The organism is Silvimonas amylolytica (assembly GCF_014645555.1).
Classification (GTDB): domain Bacteria; phylum Pseudomonadota; class Gammaproteobacteria; order Burkholderiales; family Chitinibacteraceae; genus Silvimonas; species Silvimonas amylolytica.
In genome coordinates this window covers 156,062-175,222 of record NZ_BMLY01000003.1, presented here as the reverse complement: position 1 = coordinate 175,222, position 19,161 = coordinate 156,062, and the positions used below count along the sequence as shown (strand labels likewise).

Annotated in this window: 20 protein-coding genes; 14 read left to right on the top strand and 6 right to left on the bottom strand. The window is 57.7% G+C overall.

Going from position 1 to position 19,161, the window contains the following annotated elements:
• Nucleotides 1-85: 85 nt before the first annotated feature.
• Genes modA through IEX44_RS10585 form a run of 5 tightly spaced genes read left to right on the top strand, consistent with a single transcriptional unit; the run spans nt 86 to nt 3,335 of the window.
• Nucleotides 86-880: a molybdate ABC transporter substrate-binding protein gene (modA, locus tag IEX44_RS10605; protein WP_229678975.1), complete on the top strand. Its 795-nt coding sequence runs from the start codon at nt 86-88 to the stop codon at nt 878-880.
• Nucleotides 877-1,266 carry a TOBE domain-containing protein gene (locus IEX44_RS10600; protein ID WP_188693021.1) on the top strand — a complete coding sequence of 130 codons (390 nt, stop codon included), beginning with the start codon at nt 877-879 and terminating at the stop codon, nt 1,264-1,266. The genes modA and IEX44_RS10600 overlap by 4 nt, the downstream gene beginning before the upstream one ends.
• Nucleotides 1,260-1,928 (top strand): molybdate ABC transporter permease subunit, encoded by a 669-nt coding sequence (gene modB, locus IEX44_RS10595; protein ID WP_229678972.1) that lies wholly within the window; start codon nt 1,260-1,262, stop codon nt 1,926-1,928. The genes IEX44_RS10600 and modB overlap by 7 nt, the downstream gene beginning before the upstream one ends.
• Nucleotides 1,925-2,785 (top strand): sulfate/molybdate ABC transporter ATP-binding protein, encoded by an 861-nt coding sequence (locus IEX44_RS10590; RefSeq protein ID WP_188693014.1) that lies wholly within the window; start codon nt 1,925-1,927, stop codon nt 2,783-2,785. Before modB ends, IEX44_RS10590 begins: the two co-directional genes overlap by 4 nt.
• A 58-nt stretch (nt 2,786-2,843) precedes the next feature.
• Nucleotides 2,844-3,335, top strand: coding sequence for an MgtC/SapB family protein (locus tag IEX44_RS10585; protein ID WP_188693011.1), 492 nt, complete (start codon nt 2,844-2,846; stop codon nt 3,333-3,335).
• A gap of 15 nt (nt 3,336-3,350) precedes the next feature.
• On the opposite strand, the gene IEX44_RS10580 is transcribed toward IEX44_RS10585, so the two are convergent.
• On the bottom strand, nt 3,351-3,797 hold the full coding sequence (locus IEX44_RS10580; protein ID WP_188693007.1) for a MarR family winged helix-turn-helix transcriptional regulator: 447 nt from the start codon (nt 3,795-3,797) through the stop codon (nt 3,351-3,353).
• Nucleotides 3,790-5,328, bottom strand: a complete 1,539-nt coding sequence (locus tag IEX44_RS10575) for an MDR family MFS transporter (RefSeq protein ID WP_229678965.1) — start codon at nt 5,326-5,328, stop codon at nt 3,790-3,792. The genes IEX44_RS10580 and IEX44_RS10575 overlap by 8 nt, the downstream gene beginning before the upstream one ends.
• A 250-nt stretch (nt 5,329-5,578) precedes the next feature.
• Between IEX44_RS10575 and IEX44_RS10570 the strand changes: the two genes are divergently transcribed.
• On the top strand, nt 5,579-5,896 hold the full coding sequence (locus IEX44_RS10570) for a hypothetical protein (protein WP_188693004.1): 318 nt from the start codon (nt 5,579-5,581) through the stop codon (nt 5,894-5,896).
• Nucleotides 5,897-5,980: 84 nt separating this feature from the next.
• Here IEX44_RS10570 and IEX44_RS10565 read toward each other — a convergent pair whose 3' ends face one another.
• Nucleotides 5,981-6,490, bottom strand: coding sequence for a DUF934 domain-containing protein (locus tag IEX44_RS10565; protein WP_188693001.1), 510 nt, complete (start codon nt 6,488-6,490; stop codon nt 5,981-5,983).
• Nucleotides 6,487-8,163: a nitrite/sulfite reductase gene (locus IEX44_RS10560; RefSeq protein ID WP_188692998.1), complete on the bottom strand. Its 1,677-nt coding sequence runs from the start codon at nt 8,161-8,163 to the stop codon at nt 6,487-6,489. Before IEX44_RS10560 ends, IEX44_RS10565 begins: the two co-directional genes overlap by 4 nt.
• 368 nt (nt 8,164-8,531) lie before the next feature.
• Between IEX44_RS10560 and pepN the strand changes: the two genes are divergently transcribed.
• From pepN to IEX44_RS10540, 4 genes are all read left to right on the top strand, one after another.
• Nucleotides 8,532-11,174 (top strand): aminopeptidase N, encoded by a 2,643-nt coding sequence (pepN, locus tag IEX44_RS10555; protein ID WP_188692995.1) that lies wholly within the window; start codon nt 8,532-8,534, stop codon nt 11,172-11,174.
• A 265-nt stretch (nt 11,175-11,439) separates the two neighbouring features.
• Entirely contained in the window at nt 11,440-12,024 is a 585-nt protein-coding gene (locus IEX44_RS10550; protein WP_188692992.1) for a TetR/AcrR family transcriptional regulator, read from the top strand.
• Nucleotides 12,025-12,233: 209 nt separating this feature from the next.
• Nucleotides 12,234-13,334 (top strand): alkene reductase, encoded by a 1,101-nt coding sequence (locus tag IEX44_RS10545; protein ID WP_188692990.1) that lies wholly within the window; start codon nt 12,234-12,236, stop codon nt 13,332-13,334.
• A 221-nt stretch (nt 13,335-13,555) separates the two neighbouring features.
• On the top strand, nt 13,556-14,365 hold the full coding sequence (locus tag IEX44_RS10540; RefSeq protein WP_188692987.1) for a Cof-type HAD-IIB family hydrolase: 810 nt from the start codon (nt 13,556-13,558) through the stop codon (nt 14,363-14,365).
• Nucleotides 14,366-14,451: 86 nt separating this feature from the next.
• Here the strand turns inward: IEX44_RS10540 and IEX44_RS10535 are convergent, their stop codons facing one another.
• Nucleotides 14,452-15,099: a carbonic anhydrase gene (locus IEX44_RS10535; protein ID WP_188692984.1), complete on the bottom strand. Its 648-nt coding sequence runs from the start codon at nt 15,097-15,099 to the stop codon at nt 14,452-14,454.
• Between the two features lie 340 nt (nt 15,100-15,439).
• On the opposite strand from IEX44_RS10535, the gene IEX44_RS10530 reads away from it, so the two are divergent.
• From IEX44_RS10530 to IEX44_RS10520, 3 genes are all read left to right on the top strand, one after another.
• The gene (locus IEX44_RS10530; protein WP_188692981.1) at nt 15,440-15,976 is read left to right on the top strand and encodes a cytochrome b; all 537 of its coding nucleotides are present in this window, start codon (nt 15,440-15,442) and stop codon (nt 15,974-15,976) included.
• Between the two features lie 59 nt (nt 15,977-16,035).
• The gene (locus IEX44_RS10525; protein WP_188692979.1) at nt 16,036-16,605 is read left to right on the top strand and encodes a YceI family protein; all 570 of its coding nucleotides are present in this window, start codon (nt 16,036-16,038) and stop codon (nt 16,603-16,605) included.
• An 80-nt stretch (nt 16,606-16,685) separates the two neighbouring features.
• A complete protein-coding gene (locus IEX44_RS10520; RefSeq protein WP_188692976.1) occupies nt 16,686-17,252 on the top strand; it encodes a YceI family protein in 567 nt (188 codons plus the stop codon).
• Nucleotides 17,253-17,401: 149 nt separating this feature from the next.
• Here IEX44_RS10520 and IEX44_RS10515 read toward each other — a convergent pair whose 3' ends face one another.
• Nucleotides 17,402-18,322, bottom strand: a complete 921-nt coding sequence (locus IEX44_RS10515; RefSeq protein WP_229678963.1) for a LysR family transcriptional regulator — start codon at nt 18,320-18,322, stop codon at nt 17,402-17,404.
• A 109-nt stretch (nt 18,323-18,431) separates the two neighbouring features.
• On the opposite strand from IEX44_RS10515, the gene IEX44_RS10510 reads away from it, so the two are divergent.
• A complete protein-coding gene (locus IEX44_RS10510) occupies nt 18,432-19,136 on the top strand; it encodes a pirin family protein (RefSeq protein ID WP_188692973.1) in 705 nt (234 codons plus the stop codon).
• The last annotated feature ends 25 nt before the right edge of the window (nt 19,137-19,161 follow it).

Sequence of the window (19,161 nt, the reverse complement as noted above, 5' to 3'; positions counted from 1 at the left end):
AACTACTCCGGATTGATTATCGTTTTGTCATTTTCGCCTCGGTTATACTGGCGGCGACCGACAACCCGACAAGACGGAGTAGTTGATGTTCATCTCCCCCCGCTTTATCCGCACCGCCTGGTTTTCCTCCCCGCTTAAAACTGCCGCTGCAGGCGCCGCCATGCTGATTTCAGCCACGGTGCATGCCGAACCCGTGAATGTGGCCGTCGCCGCCAACCTGCAATACGTATTCACAGAACTGGCCAGCGCGTTTACCAAATCATCCGGGATTGAGGTCAAACCTTCGTTTGGCGCCTCGGGCAAGTTCTATACCCAGATCACGCAAGGCGCACCGTTCCAGGTGTTCTTGTCTGCGGATATGGATTTCCCGCAAAAGCTGCAAGAAGCCGGCCAGACGCTGGAAAACCCCAAGCCTTATGCGCTGGGCTCGCTGGTGGTGTGGACGACGCGTGACCTGAAGATCGAAGACTGGCAAAAACTGGTGAACGATCCGGCAGTCAGTCACATCGCCGTGGCCAACCCGCAAACCGCGCCCTATGGCCGTGAAGCCATCCATGCGCTGACCACTTACAAGCTGGCAGATGCCGCCAAACCCAAGCTGGTCTTTGGTGACAATATTGGCCAGGCCACGCAATACATCGTGACTGGCGCGGCCGATTTCGGCTTTACCGCCAAGTCTTTGGTGCTGGCCCCGGATGCCAAAGGCAAAGGCAAGTGGGTGGATGTACCAGCCAGTTCCTATTCCCCGATTGAACAGGGCGCCGTCCTGCTCAAATATGCCAAAGATCACGATCTGGCCGCGGCGCAAGCGTTCTACAAGTTCCTGTACTCCCCGACTGCCCGCGCGATTTTTGAACAAAACGGTTACCGCCTGCCGTGAACCGGATCGCCGCTCGCCTGCTGACGCTGCAGCATGAAAACGGCGTCACGCTGATTGAGGCCGAGGCGCAAGGTCAGGTGTTCTCTGCCATGCTGGTGGGGGACAAACCTGATCTTGCGCCAGGCGCATCAGTCACACTGGCATTCAAAGAGACTGAAGTCGCCATCGCCCGCAATCTGGGGGGCGAGATCAGCTTGCGTAACCGCGTTCCGGCCCTTGTTGCCGGCCTGGAAGACGGCAGCCTGCTGACTCGCGTGCGCTTCGAATTTGCCGGTCAGCCTATCCACGCCGTCATTACCACGGGCTCGGCTCACCGCCTGGCACTGGCGCCGGGCGTGGCCGTGGAATGGCTGGTCAAAGCCAACGAAATGGGCATCGAGTGCTAAACAATATCGACCCGCAACCGCTGCTGCTTACCCTTAAACTCGCCACACTCACGACCCTCATTCTGCTGATACTGGCGGTGCCATTATGTGCGTGGCTGGCCTGTGGGCGCAGCCGCGGCCGTACGCTGGCAGAAGTCCTGATCAGCCTGCCGCTGGTACTCCCGCCGACCGCGCTGGGCTTTTATTTATTGATTACCTTCAGCCCGGCATCCTTGATTGGCGGCTGGCTGCTTCATCATTTTTCGTTGCGCCTGGTGTTCAGTTTTAACGGGCTAGTGCTGGGTTCTGTGCTCTTCAGCCTGCCATTTATGGTTCAACCCTTGCTGGCTGCATTGCGGCAGACACCGCCTGACTTGCTGGATGCCGCCCGTACACTCGGCAAGCGTGAACCCGTCATTGTGTGGCGCGTATGGTTACCGCATGCACGTCATGGTCTGTTTGCCGGTGCCATTCTGGCGTTTGCCCACACGGTGGGTGAATTCGGCGTCGTGCTGATGCTGGGCGGCAATATTCCGGATCAAACGCGCGTCGCATCCATTGCGCTGTATCAGGAAATGGAATCCCTCAACTATCCGGCGGCCCACACTTATGCGGCTATCCTGGTGGTGTTTTCATTCCTGGTGCTGCTGACCTTGCAGCGCGTACAAAGGCGGGCGCAATGAGTTTACGGATTGATCTCTCTCTGGCGCTGCCGGGTCGCGTGCTGGATGTCAAAACCGAACTACCCGAGGGAGGTTGCCTGGCGTTGTATGGCCCATCTGGCGTGGGCAAGACCACCCTCTTGCGCATTCTGGCCGGCTTGCAGCAACCCATGCGCGGAACAGTCGAGTTTGGCGGGCAAACCTGGCTGGATACCACCGGCAAAGTCATGCTGCCTGCGCGCGCGCGCAAAGTCGGTTTCGTGTTTCAGAACTTCGCACTGTTCCCGAACATGACCGTGGACGGCAACCTGGCTTTTGCCCAACCCAAGCCAGATGCAGCCCGCCGCGCTGACTGGCTGGCGCTGACCGGTATGACGGACTACGCCCACCGCTACCCGCGCGAACTCTCCGGCGGTCAAATGCAGCGTGTGGCACTGGCGCGGGCACTGGCAAGTGAGCCGCAGCTCTTACTGCTGGATGAAGCGCTCTCCGCACTCGACACCCGGTTGCGCGCAGACTTGCAGGATGCGCTGGCCGATATTCTGGCCAGGACAAAACTGACCACAGTTCTGGTCAGTCATGATCCAGGTGAGGTTTTCAGGCTAGCCAGTCATGTGGCACATCTGCAGCCGGACGCACCGACGGTGTACGGCACCCCGCGCGATGTATTGCTTAAGGCCAATACGCTGGGTCGCTATGCACTCGCAGGTCAGGTCTTGCTGATTGAGGCTGCAGGCGTGCAGGCACGCGTCGTCATCGCCATTGGCAATGAAACGTTAACCACGCTGCTGAACCATGAAGAAGCGGACGCGCTCAAGGTCGGTCAGCGGGTCAGTGTTGCATTGAATGGTGCCAGCGCCATGGTCAGCGCGGCCTGACTTGAGTTAGCAGAATGCGCCCCGCACAATGCATCCACGCTGAACCGACTGGATCATCATGACGACTGTGTTTGTGCCTTTGTCCGACGCCCTCATCAACCTGCTGGCCGCCGCACTATGTGGTGCATTGCTTGGGCTTAACCGGCAGTTCCACCGCAAACCAGCCGGTTTGCGCACGCATGCCATGGTGGCGCTGGGTACCGCACTGGCCGTGCTGACCGTCAGCCGCGTGGCAGGTGCCAGTTCAAGCGACATAAGTCGCGTCCTGCAAGGGGCTATTACCGGGATTGGTTTTATCGGAGCCGGCGTGATCATCCATCACACCGAGAAAGACCGCGTCGAGGGGCTGACCACTGCCGCATCAATCTGGCTGGCTGCCATGCTGGGGCTGGCTTGCGGCGCAGGCGAATGGCGCATTGCCGGTAGCGCGCTAGTCGTGGCGTTGATCATCCTGATGTTTGGCGGGCGACTGGAAAAAGCCCTCACCCGCAAGCTGATTGAATCCGACAAACGCAACGGCGCAGCGAACGACCCAAGCGAGTCCCCCTGAGCCAGATCCCGTTCCTCAGTCTGGCGTTGCAGGCCGGCCTGCGCTGATGTCGCGCAAACGCGCTTCGACTTCACTCAGTACGGCCTGGGCAATCGCGACCTGTGCCGGGTCCAGCCCGGCCAGCGCTTTAGCGAAGAACGCGTGCCGCTGAGGTTGCGCTGCCATGATCATTGCCGTGCCCGACGCCGTGAGCTGAACGCGGGTGAGACGGTTATCTTGCGGGTCTGTATGACGGCTGATCAGTTGTTCTGCTTCCATCTGCTTCATATGCCGCGTCAGCGCACCCGGGTCAATCAACAAGCGGTGAGCCAGTTCTTTCTGCGTGGCTTCTTTCATATCCAGCAACGCCTGCAGAATTCGCCAACGTGGCATGGCATGCCCTACTTCAGTCTCAAACGCAGCATAGAGCGCGCGGCTGGTCGGCCCGATTTGTTGTAGCAGATTACGTTCACCATCAATCATGGCTGACCTCCACCTTGACCGTGCGGCGCTTGAGTTGCAACGGAGGCACACGGCGCACCATATAAAGTGCAAAGACCATCAGGATCACCACCGCCCACTGCCCGGTGTGAATGGCACTCACCAGTTGCTCGCGGGCGGCGGCCAGCATCTCGGCCGCATTGGCCCCGGCCGCGCTCACACTGGCGGTAAACTGCTGCGCCACAGTATGGTTGACCAGAATTTGCGGGTCAGACAGCGTCGTTGTCCACTGCGTTTGAGCCGGCGTCTGTGCGGCTAGATAATCCGCCACACCCGCGCTGTAACGATGGCTGACAAAGGTACCGATCAACGCCGTACCCAGCATGCCGCCCACCATACGCATGGATTGCAGCATGGCGGTAGAGACACCCAGTTGGGTGCGCGGCGCGGTTTCCTGGGCAAAGATGGTCAGATTGGGCAGCAACAAACCCAGCCCCAGACCACCCATCATCATGGTGATCACAATCAGCCAGTGCGGTGTGCCCAGCACCGTCTGGGTCAGACCGAACGCCGCCACCCAGAAAAAGCCGAAACCTACATACAAAATGACGTTAGGGCGAGGCAGGCGGGTCACCACCCGCCCATTCACAATACTGCCCACCGTGATGAACACCACCAGCGGCGTGACCAGCAAACCGGCTTGATTGGGCGAGAGGCCAAAACCGCCCTGGAACATCAACGGTGCGTAGTACATCACCGCGAACATGCAAAAGCCCATGACCAGCGACAACACAAACAAGGGTTGCAAGCTGCGATGGGTAAACATGTCCAGCGGCAGGATCGGATTGGCGCAACGGCGCTCCCACCATAGCAAGCTGATCAGTGAACCGATCGCCACCACCGCAATCAGCGCCAGCAAGCCTGGTTGCTTGTGCTGTGGCAACCACTCCACCAGCAGTTGCATGCCGCCCAGAAAGAGCGCGATCAAGATCGCCCCCGGCCAGTCCAGCCGTGATGGTTTGTGTTCGGCGTGGCGAATGCGGGGCAGATAGCGCCAGACAAACCACACGCTCAGCAACCCTACCGGCAAATTCACAAAGAACACCCAGCGCCAGCCGCAGTACTCGGTCAAGAAACCACCCAGCGAAGGGCCAATGGCGTTCGCCAGGCCAAAGGCACTGCTGAACAGCACCTGCCAACGCAAGCGTTCATGGGGATCGGGGAACAAATCCGGCACCGAGGCAAAGGATGTTGCCACCAGCATGCCGCCGCCCACGCCTTGCAAAGCACGGGCGAGCACCAGTTCGATCATGCTGTGGGCCATGCCGCACAGCATGGATGCCACGGTGAACAGAATGATGGCGGCAATCACAAACGGTTTGCGGCCGTGATCATCCCCCAGCCGACCAAAGATCGGCACGGTGATCACGGAGGTCAGCAGATAACTGGTCCCCACCCATGCGTACAGGCTGAACCCTTTGAGTTCAGCCACCACGGTGGGCAAAGCGGTACCTACAACGGTCTGATCCAGCGCAACCATGACCAGTACAAAACACAGACCCAGCATCGCCATAAGGCGCTGCCGGAATGTTTGTACAGGGACGGCGCTGGCGGGAAAATCCGGAGATGACATAAAACTGTTGCCATATCAATCGTTGACAAGTCAAACATTATGCAAAAAGCCGTGGACAATGTCTAGTATTGAAATTCCGCCGCCAGCCGGTTCAACCAGGTTTGAAGATCCTGGTCATATGCCCACACTTGCGGCGACACAAGGTGGTAAGATCGCCGCCTTTTTGCATGTTGAACACAGGAACTCCGCCATGATCGATCCTCTGCACCCCACTGCTCCGGATGACGAAACCCAGCTCTCCGAAGGCGAAGCGCAAGCCGCCATCAGCCATATCGAGGCCGTGGCCGGCCTGTTGCTGACCTCGGCGCAGCTGTCTGATCTGCTAGCTGACTGGACTCACGTTCGCGAAAACATCATTGATTGGGGCATGGATGATCCAGCCGCCATGGAAGACCTGAATAACACATTGGCGTCCGAACTGCTGGACGAGCCCTGGCAAGAGGGCGATGAGGATTTTCTGGCCCAGCTGCGCGCTGCCGCCACCAAACGCGGGTACGCCACACGCTGAGCGGGATCGCCAGCAAATACCCATAAAAAAACCGCCTTCGCAGGCGGTTTTTTTCATTTCGATCAGCACTTAGTCGATCAGCACTTAGTGCGCGGCACTACGGCGACGGAATAGCGGCAGCGGTTGATCAGTCGCCCCCTGGTAGTACTCGGTAAAGTCATCCAGACCCTTGAAAGCTTCATTGATGTCTTTATCTGCACGCACAGCAAAGGCATTGAACCCACAACGCTTCATGTACAAGATCACATCCTTGAACACGTCGCCAATAGCGCGCAGTTCGCCCTTGTACTGATAACGGTCACGCAACAGACGTGCATTGGAGTAACTGCGCCCGTCCGTGAAGGCCGGAAAATCCAGTGCAATCAGCGCAAACTCCGCCAGATCAGCGGCGATGTCCTCAGCTTCTTCATCGCTAGCCAGCCACACGCCCACGTTGCCACGCGCAATCAGTGCATCGCGCTGGGCCTGCCATTGCTTCAAGGGCACCACCACCACACCAGCAGCCGGCACGTCGGCAAAGCTACCGTCTTCATTCAAACGCAGTTGTACGGTTTGGTCGTCAACAATGGCACGGTCTTTGATGATCTGGCTCATTGTGCAGCCTCCGCACGGGTTTTGCCGGCGTAGACACGCTGCTTGAACGGATCGATACCCAAACGATCCACCACGTCGATAAAGTGTTCATCGCCTTCACGCGCTTCAACAAACACCTTGATGATCTGGTCAATCACGCCTGGTACGTCATCTTGCGCAAACGACGGGCCAATCACCTTGCCCAGGCTCGCGCCTGCACCCTGACGGCCACCCAGCGAAATCTGGTACCACTCGCTCCCGCTCTTGTCGACGCCGAGGATACCGATATGGCCCACATGGTGGTGGCCACAGGAGTTCATACAGCCCGAAATATTGATGTCCAGCTCACCCAGATCAAACAGGTAATCCAGGTCATCAAACTGGCGCTGGATGCCTTCGGCAATAGGAATGGACTTGGCATTGGCCAGCGAGCAGAAATCACCGCCCGGGCAACACACGATATCAGTTAGCAGACCGACGTTTGGCGTAGCAAACCCAATGGCTTTGGCCTTTTCCCACAGCGCGAAGAGATCGCTCTGCTTCACGTACGGCATGATCAGGTTCTGCTCGTGCGAGACGCGTACTTCACCAAGGCTGTATTGATCAGCCAGGTCCGCCACCGCATCCATTTGGGCATCGGTCGCATCACCTGGGGGCACGCCGGTTTTCTTCAACGACAACGTCACCGCCGCGTAACCCGGCTTCTTGTGGCCAAACACATTGCGTTGAACCCAACGGGCAAATGCCGGGTTGCTGGCTTTCGCCGCCAGGAACGCTGCATCATCGCCCGGCAGGGTTTCATAAGCCGGATCGACAAAGAATTTCGCGACGCGATTGATTTCCGCATCGGTCAGCGTCATCGGGCCGCCGCGGGTGTGCTGCCACTCTTGCTCAACCTTGGCACCGAACGCTTCCGGCGTCATGGCTTTCACCAGAATCTTGATCCGCGCTTTGTACTTGTTGTCGCGACGACCATAGCGGTTGTACACACGCAACACCGCATCAAGGTAAGACAACAAATCGTGCTTGGGCAGCCACGGCTTGATTAGCGCACCAATGACCGGGGTGCGGCCCAGACCGCCACCCACATACACGGCAAAGCCGATTTCGCCAGCGTCATTCTTCTGCACGGTAATACCAATGTCGTGCACCAGAATCGCAGCGCGGTCTTCTGCTGCACCGTTCACCGCAATTTTGAACTTGCGCGGCAGGTGGGCGAATTCGGGGTGGAAGGTAGACCACTGGCGGATGATTTCGCACCACGGGCGCGGATCGACAATCTCGTCGTGCGCCACGCCAGCAAACTGGTCACTGGTGGTATTGCGAATACAGTTACCCGAGGTCTGGATAGCGTGCATCTGTACAGTGGCCAGATCAGCCAGGATTTGTGGCACGTTTTCCAGCGCCGGCCAGTTGTACTGGATGTTCTGGCGCGTGGTGAAGTGGCCATAGCCGCGGTCATATTTGCGGGCAATTTCGGCCAGCATGCGCACCTGGCGGCTGTTCAGCTCACCATAGGGCACCGCCACGCGCAGCATGGGCGCATGGCGCTGGATATACAAACCGTTCTGCAAACGCAGCGGACGGAATTCGTCTTCGGTCAATTCTCCGGCCAGATAGCGGCGGGTTTGATCGCGGAACTGCGCCACGCGCTGATCCACGATTTTCTGGTCAAAATCGTCGTAAACGTACATGCAAGCCACTGCCATTGTTTTGAGCGTAATCCTGGATGATACCAGCGCAGGTTTTCCATCAGAAGATTGTTTTAAGCTATTGAAATCGTGAGGCGGAATATAAAAAAGGCTTATCTATTTTGCAGATAAGTGCCAAAACCCCGCTGTGGCTTCGCGCATGGGGGCCACTTGCCACCGTTGTTTTTCATCCTCATGCGGGGCAGCCCTGATGCCCGCCAACCTTGATTTTCGTTAGCATCGCGCCCATATACGGAACACCTTGCCCGCGCTGGGCCACAAGCCGCCGCGTGGGCGCGATTCCAACAAAGCGTCCGCCGTGAATACACCGGCAGTGATGTTTGAGCCACCCGTTCAGGTAAGCATCTGTCATGCAAGAACAACGTCAAGCCATTCAGCGTCTGGATTACACCCCGCCTCCGTTCCTGATCGACCGTGTCGATCTGACCTTTGAACTGGAAGAAACCAACACCCGCGTGCTGTCTCGCCTGGTACTCAAACGCAATCCGGCCCACCCGGATGCCGGCGCGCCGCTGGTGCTCAATGGTGAAGAACTCACACTGGAAAGCATCAAGCTGGATGGCAAGACGCTGGATGCCAGCGAATTCGCACTGGCCGATACCAGCCTGACTATCCCGACCCTGCCTGACGAATGCATTCTGGAGATCGCCACGCGCATCAACCCGCTGGCCAACACCGCGCTCTCCGGCTTGTATGTGTCCAATGGCAACTTCTTTACGCAGTGTGAGGCCGAAGGCTTCCGTCGCATTACCTGGTATCTGGATCGCCCGGATGTCATGGCCAAGTTCACCACCACCATCATCGCCGACAAAACCCGCTACCCGGTGTTGCTGGGCAACGGTAACCGCGTCGACCAGGGCCAGATGGATCGCAATCGCCACTGGGTGAAGTGGGTTGATCCGTTCCGCAAACCGTCTTATCTGTTTGCTTTGGTTGCCGGCAAGCTGGTGGTCTTGTCCGACCGCCATACGACCGCCAGCGGCAAGAATGTGAATGTTGAAGTCTGGGTTGAGCCGGGCGATGTCGAGAAATGCCACCACGCACTGGCCTCTGCCAAAGCCGCCATGAAGTGGGACGAAGATCGTTTTGGTCTGGAATACGATCTGGACACCTACATGATTGTGGCCGTGAGCGACTTCAATATGGGCGCCATGGAAAACAAGGGGTTGAACATTTTCAACACCAAGTACGTGCTGGCCCGCCCTGAAACCGCGACTGACATCGACTTTGACGGCATCGAAGCCGTGGTTGGCCATGAGTACTTCCACAACTGGACCGGTAACCGCGTGACCTGCCGGGACTGGTTCCAGCTCTCGCTCAAAGAAGGCCTGACCGTGTTCCGCGATCAGGAGTTCTCCAGTGACATCGGCAGCCGCGCCGTGCAGCGTATCGGCAACGTGCGCACACTGCGTGAGTACCAGTTCCCCGAAGATGCAGGCCCGCAAGCCCACCCGGTACGCCCGGATTCTTACCTTGAAATCAATAACTTCTATACAGCCACCGTGTATGAAAAAGGCTCTGAAGTTGTTCGCATGATCTACACCCTGACCGGCAAGGAAGGCTTTCGCAAGGGTATGGATCTGTACTTCAAGCGCCATGACGGCCAGGCCGTGACGTGCGACGATTTTGTTGCTGCCATGGCCGATGCCAACGGCCTGGATCTGACCCAGTTCAAGCGCTGGTATAGTCAGTCTGGCACACCACGCCTGGACGTCGAAGGCGTTTACGATGCCGCGGCCCAGACCTTCACCCTGACCGTGAAGCAAGGCTGCCCCGCTACCCCGGGCCAACCAGAAAAGCAGCCGTACCTGATCCCGTTTGCGCTGGGCCTGATTGATCGCACCACGGGCGCCGAACTGCCGCTGACCCTGGAAGGCGAAACCGTACCTGGCGCAACCAGCCGCGTGCTGGAATTGAAAGAAGCCACCGAACGCCTCGTCTTTACCGGCGTAGCCAGCCACCCGGTGCCCTCGCTGCTGCGTGATTTCTCTGCGCCGGTGAAACTGGATTACCCATATACCGATGACGATCTGGTTTTCCTGATCGCCAACGACACCGATCCGTTTGCCCGTTGGGAAGCCGCCAACACCTACCTGACGCGTCTGCTGCTGCAGCGCTACCAACAAGAAAGTGGCAGCAACGCTGCACCGACCCAACTGGTTGCGGCATTCGACAAATTGCTGACGCAAGATCGCCTTGATCCGGCACTCGTGGCTTTGATGCTGCAACTGCCGAGCGAGCAATTCTTGTTTGAGGCCTTGTCTGACGTCGACCCCAGCCGTCTGCACGCTGTGCGTCAATCGCTCAAGCAATCGCTCGCCCGTGAACTGCGCAGCCCGCTGCTGGCCACGTACCAGCGTTTACACAGCACTGAACCCTATGTTTACAACGCGGCCGAAGCCGGCCGCCGCAGCTTGCAGAATGTGGCGCTGGATTACCTCAGCGAACTGGACGAACCGCGTATTACCGAATTGCTGACCAATCAGTACCGTCACGCAGACAACATGACCGACAAACTGGCAGCGCTATCTGCGTTCAGCCAGCGCGAAGGCGGCGATCAGTATCTGGCCGACTTTGCCGCCATGTGGCAAGACGACCCGCTGGTGATGGACAAATGGTTCACGCTGCAAGCCCTGTCTGACCGTCCGGGTGCACTGGCCCGCGTGCAGCAGTTGATGAACCATCCGGCGTTTGCCATGACCAACCCCAACAAAGTGCGTGCGTTGATTACCGCGTTCTGCAACCGCAACCTGGCCAGCTTTCACGCGGCCGACGGTTATGGCTATGCCTTTGCAGCGGACCGCGTGCTGGATCTGGACAAGATCAACCCGCAGATCGCGGCGCGTCTGGCTGCCTGCTTCAACCGCTGGACGCGTGTCGAACCCAAACGTCGTGCCATGATGAAGGCGGAGCTGGAACGCGTGGCCGGCCAGCCGGGCTTGTCGTCTGATACGTACGAGATCGTGTCCAAGGCATTGCAAGCCGGCGCATGACCGGGCGCAGCCAGCTGCTTGCCATTGCGCGCGGCTGGCTGCACCAGTGTGGTTCACGCAGGCATACAAACAACACCGCTGTCTGGCTGTACGCAGATTTGATTCACAGCCACAGACAAAACGGCTATTTTGCACTTGCATAAAACTGCTGGACTGGCGCTTCAACGACGGTGCCGGTCAACTGCATTTTTTGCGTTTTTCCCTAAACATCAACAAGATAAAGTTGTGGTTACGTCGTTGAACTTATCCGGAATCCTGCCACGTCATGGTCAAGAAGCGTTTTGAAGACACGCGTGAGCATCTGCTCGCAATTGGTGAACAAATTATCCTCGGCAAGGGTTTTGCCGCGGTGGGTCTTGCTGAAATCCTGGCCACGGCCGATGTTCCCAAGGGTTCGTTCTACCACTACTTTGCCTCGAAAGAAGCGTACGGTGTCGCCCTGCTGGAACGCTATTTCGCCAACTACCTGGAAGACGCCAAATTGCGTTTGAACGCCCCGCAAGGCTCGGCGCACGATCATCTGGTCGAGTTCTTTGATGCCTGGCAGGGCAAGTCCTGTGGCAACACCGTGCCCTGCCTCGTGGTGAAACTGGCAGCAGAAGTCGCCGACTTGTCTGACACAATGCGCGCCGCCCTGCAAAGTGGTTGCAATCACATTGTTGCCGCGCTGGAACGCACCGTGGCCAAGGGTCAGGACGCCGGCGAGATCAACAAGCTGCAGTCGGCGGAATCGCTCGCACTCGCCATTTACGAAATGTGGTTGGGCGCCAGTCTGATGACCAAGCTGCGCCGCGATCGCGTACCGCTGGAAACCGCCATGGCGGTGACCAAACAACTCATCGCGCCCTGACCCAGTCACCTCCCCTCATGCGCCGTGGGCTGATATGTAGCTGCGGCGCTTTCGCTGCCTGCCTCAACCCATCTTTTGCTTGTTTGCTTATTCCAAAAAAATAATTGACCGGTCTAATTGAAAACACTTCATCCGGCGCGCATCTACAACCGCGCAAGATACCCCACCCCGGTTTCTTAACAATTACCCCTTCTACAAAAGGAAGTCTCATGTCTCTGGATAAACTGCTCACGCCGGTCAAGGTTGGCCATGTTGAACTGGCCAATCGCCTGGCCATGGCCCCACTGACTCGTTCGCGCGCCAGCAAGCCGGGTGAAAACCCGACAGAACTGAACGCCACGTATTACGCGCAACGTGCTACCGCCGGCCTGATCGTGACTGAAGCCACCCAGATTTCGCAACAAGGTCAGGGCTACGCCTGGACACCGGGCATCTACACCGACGCGCAAGAAGCCGGCTGGAAGAGCGTCGTTGATGGCGTACACGCCAAGGGTGGCAAGCTCTCCCTGCAAATCTGGCACGTCGGCCGGATCTCTCACCGCTTGCTGCAACCGAACGGCCAGGCACCAGTCTCTGCCAGCGCCATCCAGGCATCGAACTCCACCTGCTTTGTCGTGCAAGAAGACGGCACGCCGGCTACCGTACCGTGCGATGCCCCGCGCGCCCTGGAAACCGCTGAGCTGCCGGGTATTGTTGCCTCTTACGTCGCCGCCACCCAACGCGCCAAACGTGCCGGTTTCGACTTCGTCGAAATCCACTCCGCCAACGGCTATCTGCTGCATCAGTTCCTGGCTACCGGCACCAACCAGCGTACCGACCAATACGGCGGCAACCTGGAAAACCGCGCTCGCCTGTTGCTGGAAGTGCTGGATGCTGTGGTTGCCGAAATCGGTGCTGACCATGTTGGTGTACGTCTGTCCCCCGCGTTCCCGGGCCATGACATCACCGATACCGAATCCGAAGCCATGACGCTGTATCTGGCCACTGAGTTCAGCAAGCGCGGCATTGCCTACCTGCACATTGCCGAGCCGGACTGGGTGGGCGGCACGCCGTTGTCTGATGAGTTCCGCCGTGGCATCCGCCAGAACTTCACCGGCGCCATTATCACTTGCGGTGGCTATACCGCCGAGAGCGGCGAAGCCCGCCTGGCTCAAGGTGTCGCCGATGTGATCGGCTATGGCCGTCCGTTCATTGCCAACCCGGATCTGGTCGAGCGCTTCCGCCGGGGCGCAGCACTGAATACGCCAGATCAGTCCACCTTCTACGGTGGCGCAGAAAAGGGTTACACCGACTACCCGTTCCTGGGTTAATCACCCTCTCCTCCTGGCCGGCCGCTGTTCACGCGGCCGGAAACACCGTCTAGCGTCGTCTTTTTCCGGTCCGGAAAATGATGATCTGGCGGTGTTTTTTTTGGCTATAACCCGCCATTTTCCGGTATTGCCACCGGAAGTCAGCAAGCCAGGCACTATCCCCAATCGAAACGAGGCGTCCAGTTCGCGTAGAATCCACTTTTACGCTCAAGGAATGCTTCATGTACCAGGTTATTGCTTCCGATCTTGACGGCACGTTGCTCAATGCCGATCACATGGTAGATGCCTACACGGCAGAAACCCTGCGTCTCTTGCAGGCACAAGGCGTGCATTTTGTGATCGCGACCGGCCGTCATTACCTGGATGTGCGCGGCATTCGTGATGTACTGGGCGTGCGGGCATATCTGATTACCTCCAACGGTGCACGCGTGCATGACTGGGATAACCGTCTGGTGTACGCAGAAAACCTGGAGCCTGAAGTCGCGCGCCAGTTGCTGCAAGCCGAGTTCTCTGAAGGCACGCACCTGAACGTGTATCTGGACGAACAATGGCTGGCAGGCTCGCACGCGCAATGGCTGGCTGACCTGCACCAGGATTCGGGTTTCAGCTATGAGCTGGCTGATCTGCCCAACCACTCTGGCGAAGGCATCGCCAAGGTGCTCTACATTGGCGAGCACGAACATCTGCTGACCGTAGAAGAAAAACTGATCGAGCGCTTCGGCGACGAGTTGTATGTCACCTTCTCCATGCCTGATTGCCTGGAAGTCATGGCACCGACCGTCTCCAAGGGGCACGCGTTGACGGCCGTTCTGGCTGAACTGGGCATCCCTGCCACCGACTGTATTGCGTTTGGCGATGGTCCCAATGACATCCAGCTTTTGCAAACTGCTGGCCACCCGTTTGTGATGGGTAACGCCAACCCGCGCTTGACCGACGCGCTGCCGAATGTCCCGCAAATCGGCCTCAACACCGAAGCGGGCGTGGCGCATCAACTGCGCAAGCTGTTCCACATGGCTGAGCCGAAAAACTGAAGTCAAATAACCCGGATGTAAAAATAGGCGCGGAGATTTCCGCGCCTATTTTTATTTGCCGCCGCAGCAGCAGGTCTAACAGGGGGTTACTCAGCCAGCGGTGCGACCAGCGAACGGAAGTTGCCGGTTGCAGCGTCATACTGATGCAACTCACCTTGCTCAATATCGAAGTACCAGCCGACCAGGAACAACCGGCCTTGCTGAACAGCTTCGGCAATGAACGGGAAGCTCATCAGGTTATCCAGCGAAACGACAATCGCAGCCATTTCACAGGCACGGACCTGCTCGGGCAATGATTTGTCGCCATAGTTGTCCAGCACATACTGGCGGGCGCTTTCTGCCATGCGGACCCAACGGCCAACGAAGTTGGCTTCGGTCTTCGGGTTGTAGCCCTTGAGCAAGGCACCAATACCGCCGCAGGATGAATGCCCCAGCACGATGATGCGCTTGACCTGCAGATCACAGACTGCAAATTCAATGGCCGACGAAACGCCGTGGTACGTGCCGTCCTTTTCATACGGTGGCACAAGGTTGGCCACATTGCGCACCACGAACATGTCGCCGGGGTTGCAATCGGTCAGCAGGGCCGGGTCTACGCGAGAATCAGAACAGCCGATTACCAGCGATGTCGGGCTCTGGCCACGCTTGAGTTGTTCAAAAAGATTGGTGTCCTGCCCAAAATATTTGCCCTGGAAGCGGTGAAAACCGTCTACCAGTTTTTTTAGTTCGTCCATGCCATCTCCCGGGTCTGGTACAACGCGCCCGCAGGCGCAGCACATTTTGCGGGTCGATTCTAACTGAGTAGTGTTTGAAACATGGCTACAGCTCGCGCAAAAAATCGAAACATCCGTTCTTTTCTTGTACCCGTAATGGAATAAAACAGTGCGCTACAGCGTTCTCGTCATGGCCGATCAAAGGCCAATAACCGGGCATTGGCGGCGCGTTGGAGCAACATTCAAAAAAATTGAACAAATTAGCCAGAACTTTTCGCTGGCATGGCGTACCAACCCGCCGATATAGTGCTGCACTACAGTCATTTCTGATTATCCAACCATCATCTGAGGTATCTGGACAATGAAACGCACGCGCTACGACGGCTTTCATATCGCCTTGCACTGGCTGATCGCCGCATTGATCGTCGCCGCGTTTGGTCTGGCGCTGTATATCGACGAACTGCCGCTCTCGCCGCTGAAGTTCCGTCTGTATTCCTATCACAAGTGGATGGGGATCTCCGTCCTGATTCTGGTGGCCGTGCGCCTGCTTTGGCGCCATGCCAAAGGCGTGCCCGCCCCATTGCCCAACCAGCCACGCTGGCAAGTGGTGGTGGCCAATGCGACGCACCACACGCTTTATCTGCTGATGTTTGTCCTGCCCCTGGCGGGCTGGGCCATGAGTTCGGCCAAGGGTATCCCGGTGGTGCTGTTTGGCGTATTGCCGCTGCCTGACTGGGTACCGGTAGATCACGACCTGGGCGAGATTCTGGAAACCGCCCACAAGACGCTGGCGTGGATCCTGGCGGCACTGGTGGCCATGCATGCCGCTGCGGCCATCAAACATCATGTCATCGATAAAGACGACACCCTGCGCCGCATGCTGCCGGGCAAGTCCTGAACAACCGGCTTAACCGTTTCAACATCCAGTCTGACGACTGAACTTTGTGGAACCCGACAATGAAAAAACGTTTTTTGACCACTGTGATCCTGGCTGCGGGCCTTGGCTTTGCCAGCATGTCCGCCATGGCAGCACAAACCCTGGTGCCGGCGCAAAGCAAGATCGGCTTTGCATTCAAACAAATGAATGTCCCGGTGGAAGGCAGCTTCAAGCGCTTTGACGCCAATATCAATTTCGATCCGGCCAAGCCAGAAAAAACCCAAGCCACCATCAATGTTGATCTGACCAGCATTGATGTGGGCAGCGCGGATGGCAACAAGACCACCCAAGGCAAAGACTGGTTCAACACCAGCACCACACCCAAAGCGACGTTTGTGGCCAGTTCCGTCAAGGCTGTGGGCGCTGGCAAGTTTGAAGCGCGCGGCAAACTGACCATCAAGGGTGTGAGCAAAGACATCGTGGCGCAACTGGCCACCAAACAAGATGGCGCGAATCTGGATGTGGAAGGCAGCTTCCCCATGATGCGCCTGCAATACAAGATCGGTGATGGCGAATGGGCCGACACCGGCACTGTGGCTGACGAAGTCACCGTGAAGTTCAAGCTGGTTCTGTCGGGCAAGCCCAACTGATCTGGCAACAAGACCAGCCAGCCATGCCTGGCCGGTCAAAACATACCATCAACACGCTGTATATCTACTCAGGAACAACCATGAAACTGAAACTTGCTGCCATCGCCCTGGCTTGCGTTGCCTCTGCTGCTTTCGCTGCCCCGCAAACTCTGGAACTGGATACCTCCCACACCCAGCCGTACTTTGAAATCGGCCACTTCGGTTACTCCAACCAGATGGGCCGTTTCGAAAAAGCCACCGGTACCGTGGTCATTGACCAGGAAAAGAAAACCGGTTCGCTGGATGTGTCCATTGATACCAACAGCCTGTCTACCGGCTGGGCCGCTCGCGACAAGCACCTGAAGAGCCCGGATTTCTTCAACGCCGAAAAATTCCCGGCCATGACGTTCAAGTCGACCGACTTCAAGTTTGACGGCGACAAGCTGGTTGCCGTGAACGGTAACTTCACCCTGCTGGGCGTGACCAAGCCGCTGACACTGAACATCGCCAACTTCCATTGCGGCGATCACCCGATGATGAAGAAGTTCTGGTGCGGCGCTGAAGCCACCGCCACCATCAAGCGCAGCGACTTTGGCATGACCACCTTCGTCCCGGCCGTATCGGACGAAGTGAAGCTGACCATTCCGGTTGAAGCTGGCGCCAAGTAATTTGCACGGCGAAGAGGAACCCGCAGGCCGCATTTAGTGTGTACTTTCTGCACTTGTACGCCTTGCCTGCTGGCTCCTCTTCATCGCGCATTGGCAGCAAAAAAAAGCCCACGCATATACGTGGGCTTTTTTTGCATGCAGTGTGCGGATCAGCATTCCAGCCGCCCTGCCAGCCAGTCAGCGATACGGGTATCGGTACGCAACCGGTCTATCCACCAGGCCAGCGCCCTGCCCGGTTGATTGTTGCGCCAGACTGCATGAAAGCGTGGCACATGCTGCGGGCCGGCCGGGGTTTTCTCGATCAGGCGTCCAGCTGCGAGTTCCTGGCGGATCATGCAGCGCGGCAGATAACCGCAGCCAAGGCCGGCAAGCTGCGCCTGCAGTTTGGTCCGGGCATCATGCACTGTCAGCGTTTCCTGACCCTGCAAGATATTGACGGTACGCGGCACCAGCGAACGCGAGCTATCTGCGACGGCAATGACACGATATTGCTGGATCAGATCAGGCGGCAGCGGATCTGGTACATGGGCCAATGGGTGCGAAGGCGCGACGGCAAAGACAAACTCGACATCGCCAATATCGTGATTGGTAAACCCGCTACCGTGGGCGGTGTCCATCGAGACACCAATGGCCAGGTCAGCGCGATGATCGATCAGTGCATCCCACATACCGGCCAGCGCTTCGTGCAAAAACCGCAGGCGCGTACCAGAATTGCATTGGTCAAAGGCTTGAATCCACGGCGTAATCACCGAGAACGGCACCATGGTATCGATGGCAATGCGTAGCTCGGGCTCCCACCCGGTGGCGACCCGTTTGACGCGGTATTCCAGATCAGAGGCTGCGCGCAGTAAATGGCGGCCTTGCTCCAGCAGCGTCTCACCTGCTGGCGTGAGGCGAGCGCGGTGGCCAGAGCGGTCAAACAACTGCACGCCCATCTCATCTTCAAGTTTTTTGATGATATAGGTAACAGCGGAAGGCACACGGTGAACTTCTTCCGCTGCCGCCGCAAAACTGCCTTTTCTGGCAATGGCATCCAGTATTTCAAGGGCTTCCAGATTCAAGCGCAGCATTGAAGATTATCCCGAATTACGCAACAGAGTTATCCAGAACGGCCCTTATCTTTGCCGTTTTCTTGAATATAATACAACACATGTTCAACGCAACTGAAGGAGCTACACCATGATCACGCTACGCAAAGCCCAAGACCGCGGCCACGCCAACCACGGCTGGCTGGATAGCTGGCACAGCTTCTCGTTTGCCGGTTACCAGGACAACAACCACGTTCATTTCGGGCCGCTGCGCGTCATCAACGAAGACCGTGTCGCCGCTGGCCAGGGGTTTGGCTCGCACCCGCACCGTGACATGGAAATCATCAGCTACGTGCTGGAAGGCGAACTGGAGCACAAAGACAACATGGGGAATGGTTCCATCATCAAGCCGGGTAATGTCCAGCGCATGAGCGCAGGGACCGGCGTGGTGCATTCGGAATACAACCCGTCTGCAGTAAACCCGGCGCACTTTTTGCAGATCTGGATCATCCCGAACAAGGCGGCTCCCGCTTCTTACGAGGAAAAGACCTTCCCGGAAGAAGACAAGCGCGGCAAGTTCCGGCTGGTGGCCAGTGGCACGGGTGAAAACGGTTCTGTGACCATCAATCAGGATGCAAAGCTCTATATCGGCCTGTTTGACGGCGCAGAAACCACCACGCTGAAGGTGAACCCGGAACGGTTGGTGTACGTGCACGTTGCACGCGGCACGGTCACGGTGAATGGCCAGAAGCTGGAAGCCGGCGATGCCGCCAAGATTCGCGCGGAAAGCGCGGTGACTGTAGGCGAAGGCAATGGTGCGGAAGTGCTGGTGTTTGATCTGCCGCAGCTGCAATAACCATCCTGTTCCGGATGTAAAAATC

Bases quoted from the DNA above. Each gene is read 5' to 3' on its own strand.
- IEX44_RS10550 (WP_188692992.1), top strand. From the start codon at position 11,440: ATGGTCAAGAAGCGTTTTGAAGACACGCGTGAGCATCTGCTCGCAATT.
- IEX44_RS10560 (WP_188692998.1), bottom strand. From the start codon at position 8,163: ATGTACGTTTACGACGATTTTGACCAGAAAATCGTGGATCAGCGCGTG.
- IEX44_RS10540 (WP_188692987.1), top strand. From the start codon at position 13,556: ATGTACCAGGTTATTGCTTCCGATCTTGACGGCACGTTGCTCAATGCC.
- IEX44_RS10515 (WP_229678963.1), bottom strand. From the start codon at position 18,322: ATGCTGCGCTTGAATCTGGAAGCCCTTGAAATACTGGATGCCATTGCC.
- pepN (WP_188692995.1), top strand. From the start codon at position 8,532: ATGCAAGAACAACGTCAAGCCATTCAGCGTCTGGATTACACCCCGCCT.
- IEX44_RS10565 (WP_188693001.1), bottom strand. From the start codon at position 6,490: ATGAGCCAGATCATCAAAGACCGTGCCATTGTTGACGACCAAACCGTA.
- IEX44_RS10520 (WP_188692976.1), top strand. From the start codon at position 16,686: ATGAAACTGAAACTTGCTGCCATCGCCCTGGCTTGCGTTGCCTCTGCT.
- IEX44_RS10570 (WP_188693004.1), top strand. From the start codon at position 5,579: ATGATCGATCCTCTGCACCCCACTGCTCCGGATGACGAAACCCAGCTC.
- IEX44_RS10545 (WP_188692990.1), top strand. From the start codon at position 12,234: ATGTCTCTGGATAAACTGCTCACGCCGGTCAAGGTTGGCCATGTTGAA.
- modA (WP_229678975.1), top strand. From the start codon at position 86: ATGTTCATCTCCCCCCGCTTTATCCGCACCGCCTGGTTTTCCTCCCCG.
- IEX44_RS10530 (WP_188692981.1), top strand. From the start codon at position 15,440: ATGAAACGCACGCGCTACGACGGCTTTCATATCGCCTTGCACTGGCTG.
- IEX44_RS10525 (WP_188692979.1), top strand. From the start codon at position 16,036: ATGAAAAAACGTTTTTTGACCACTGTGATCCTGGCTGCGGGCCTTGGC.
- IEX44_RS10585 (WP_188693011.1), top strand. From the start codon at position 2,844: ATGACGACTGTGTTTGTGCCTTTGTCCGACGCCCTCATCAACCTGCTG.
- IEX44_RS10590 (WP_188693014.1), top strand. From the start codon at position 1,925: ATGAGTTTACGGATTGATCTCTCTCTGGCGCTGCCGGGTCGCGTGCTG.
- IEX44_RS10535 (WP_188692984.1), bottom strand. From the start codon at position 15,099: ATGGACGAACTAAAAAAACTGGTAGACGGTTTTCACCGCTTCCAGGGC.
- IEX44_RS10510 (WP_188692973.1), top strand. From the start codon at position 18,432: ATGATCACGCTACGCAAAGCCCAAGACCGCGGCCACGCCAACCACGGC.
- IEX44_RS10580 (WP_188693007.1), bottom strand. From the start codon at position 3,797: ATGATTGATGGTGAACGTAATCTGCTACAACAAATCGGGCCGACCAGC.
- IEX44_RS10575 (WP_229678965.1), bottom strand. From the start codon at position 5,328: ATGGCGATGCTGGGTCTGTGTTTTGTACTGGTCATGGTTGCGCTGGAT.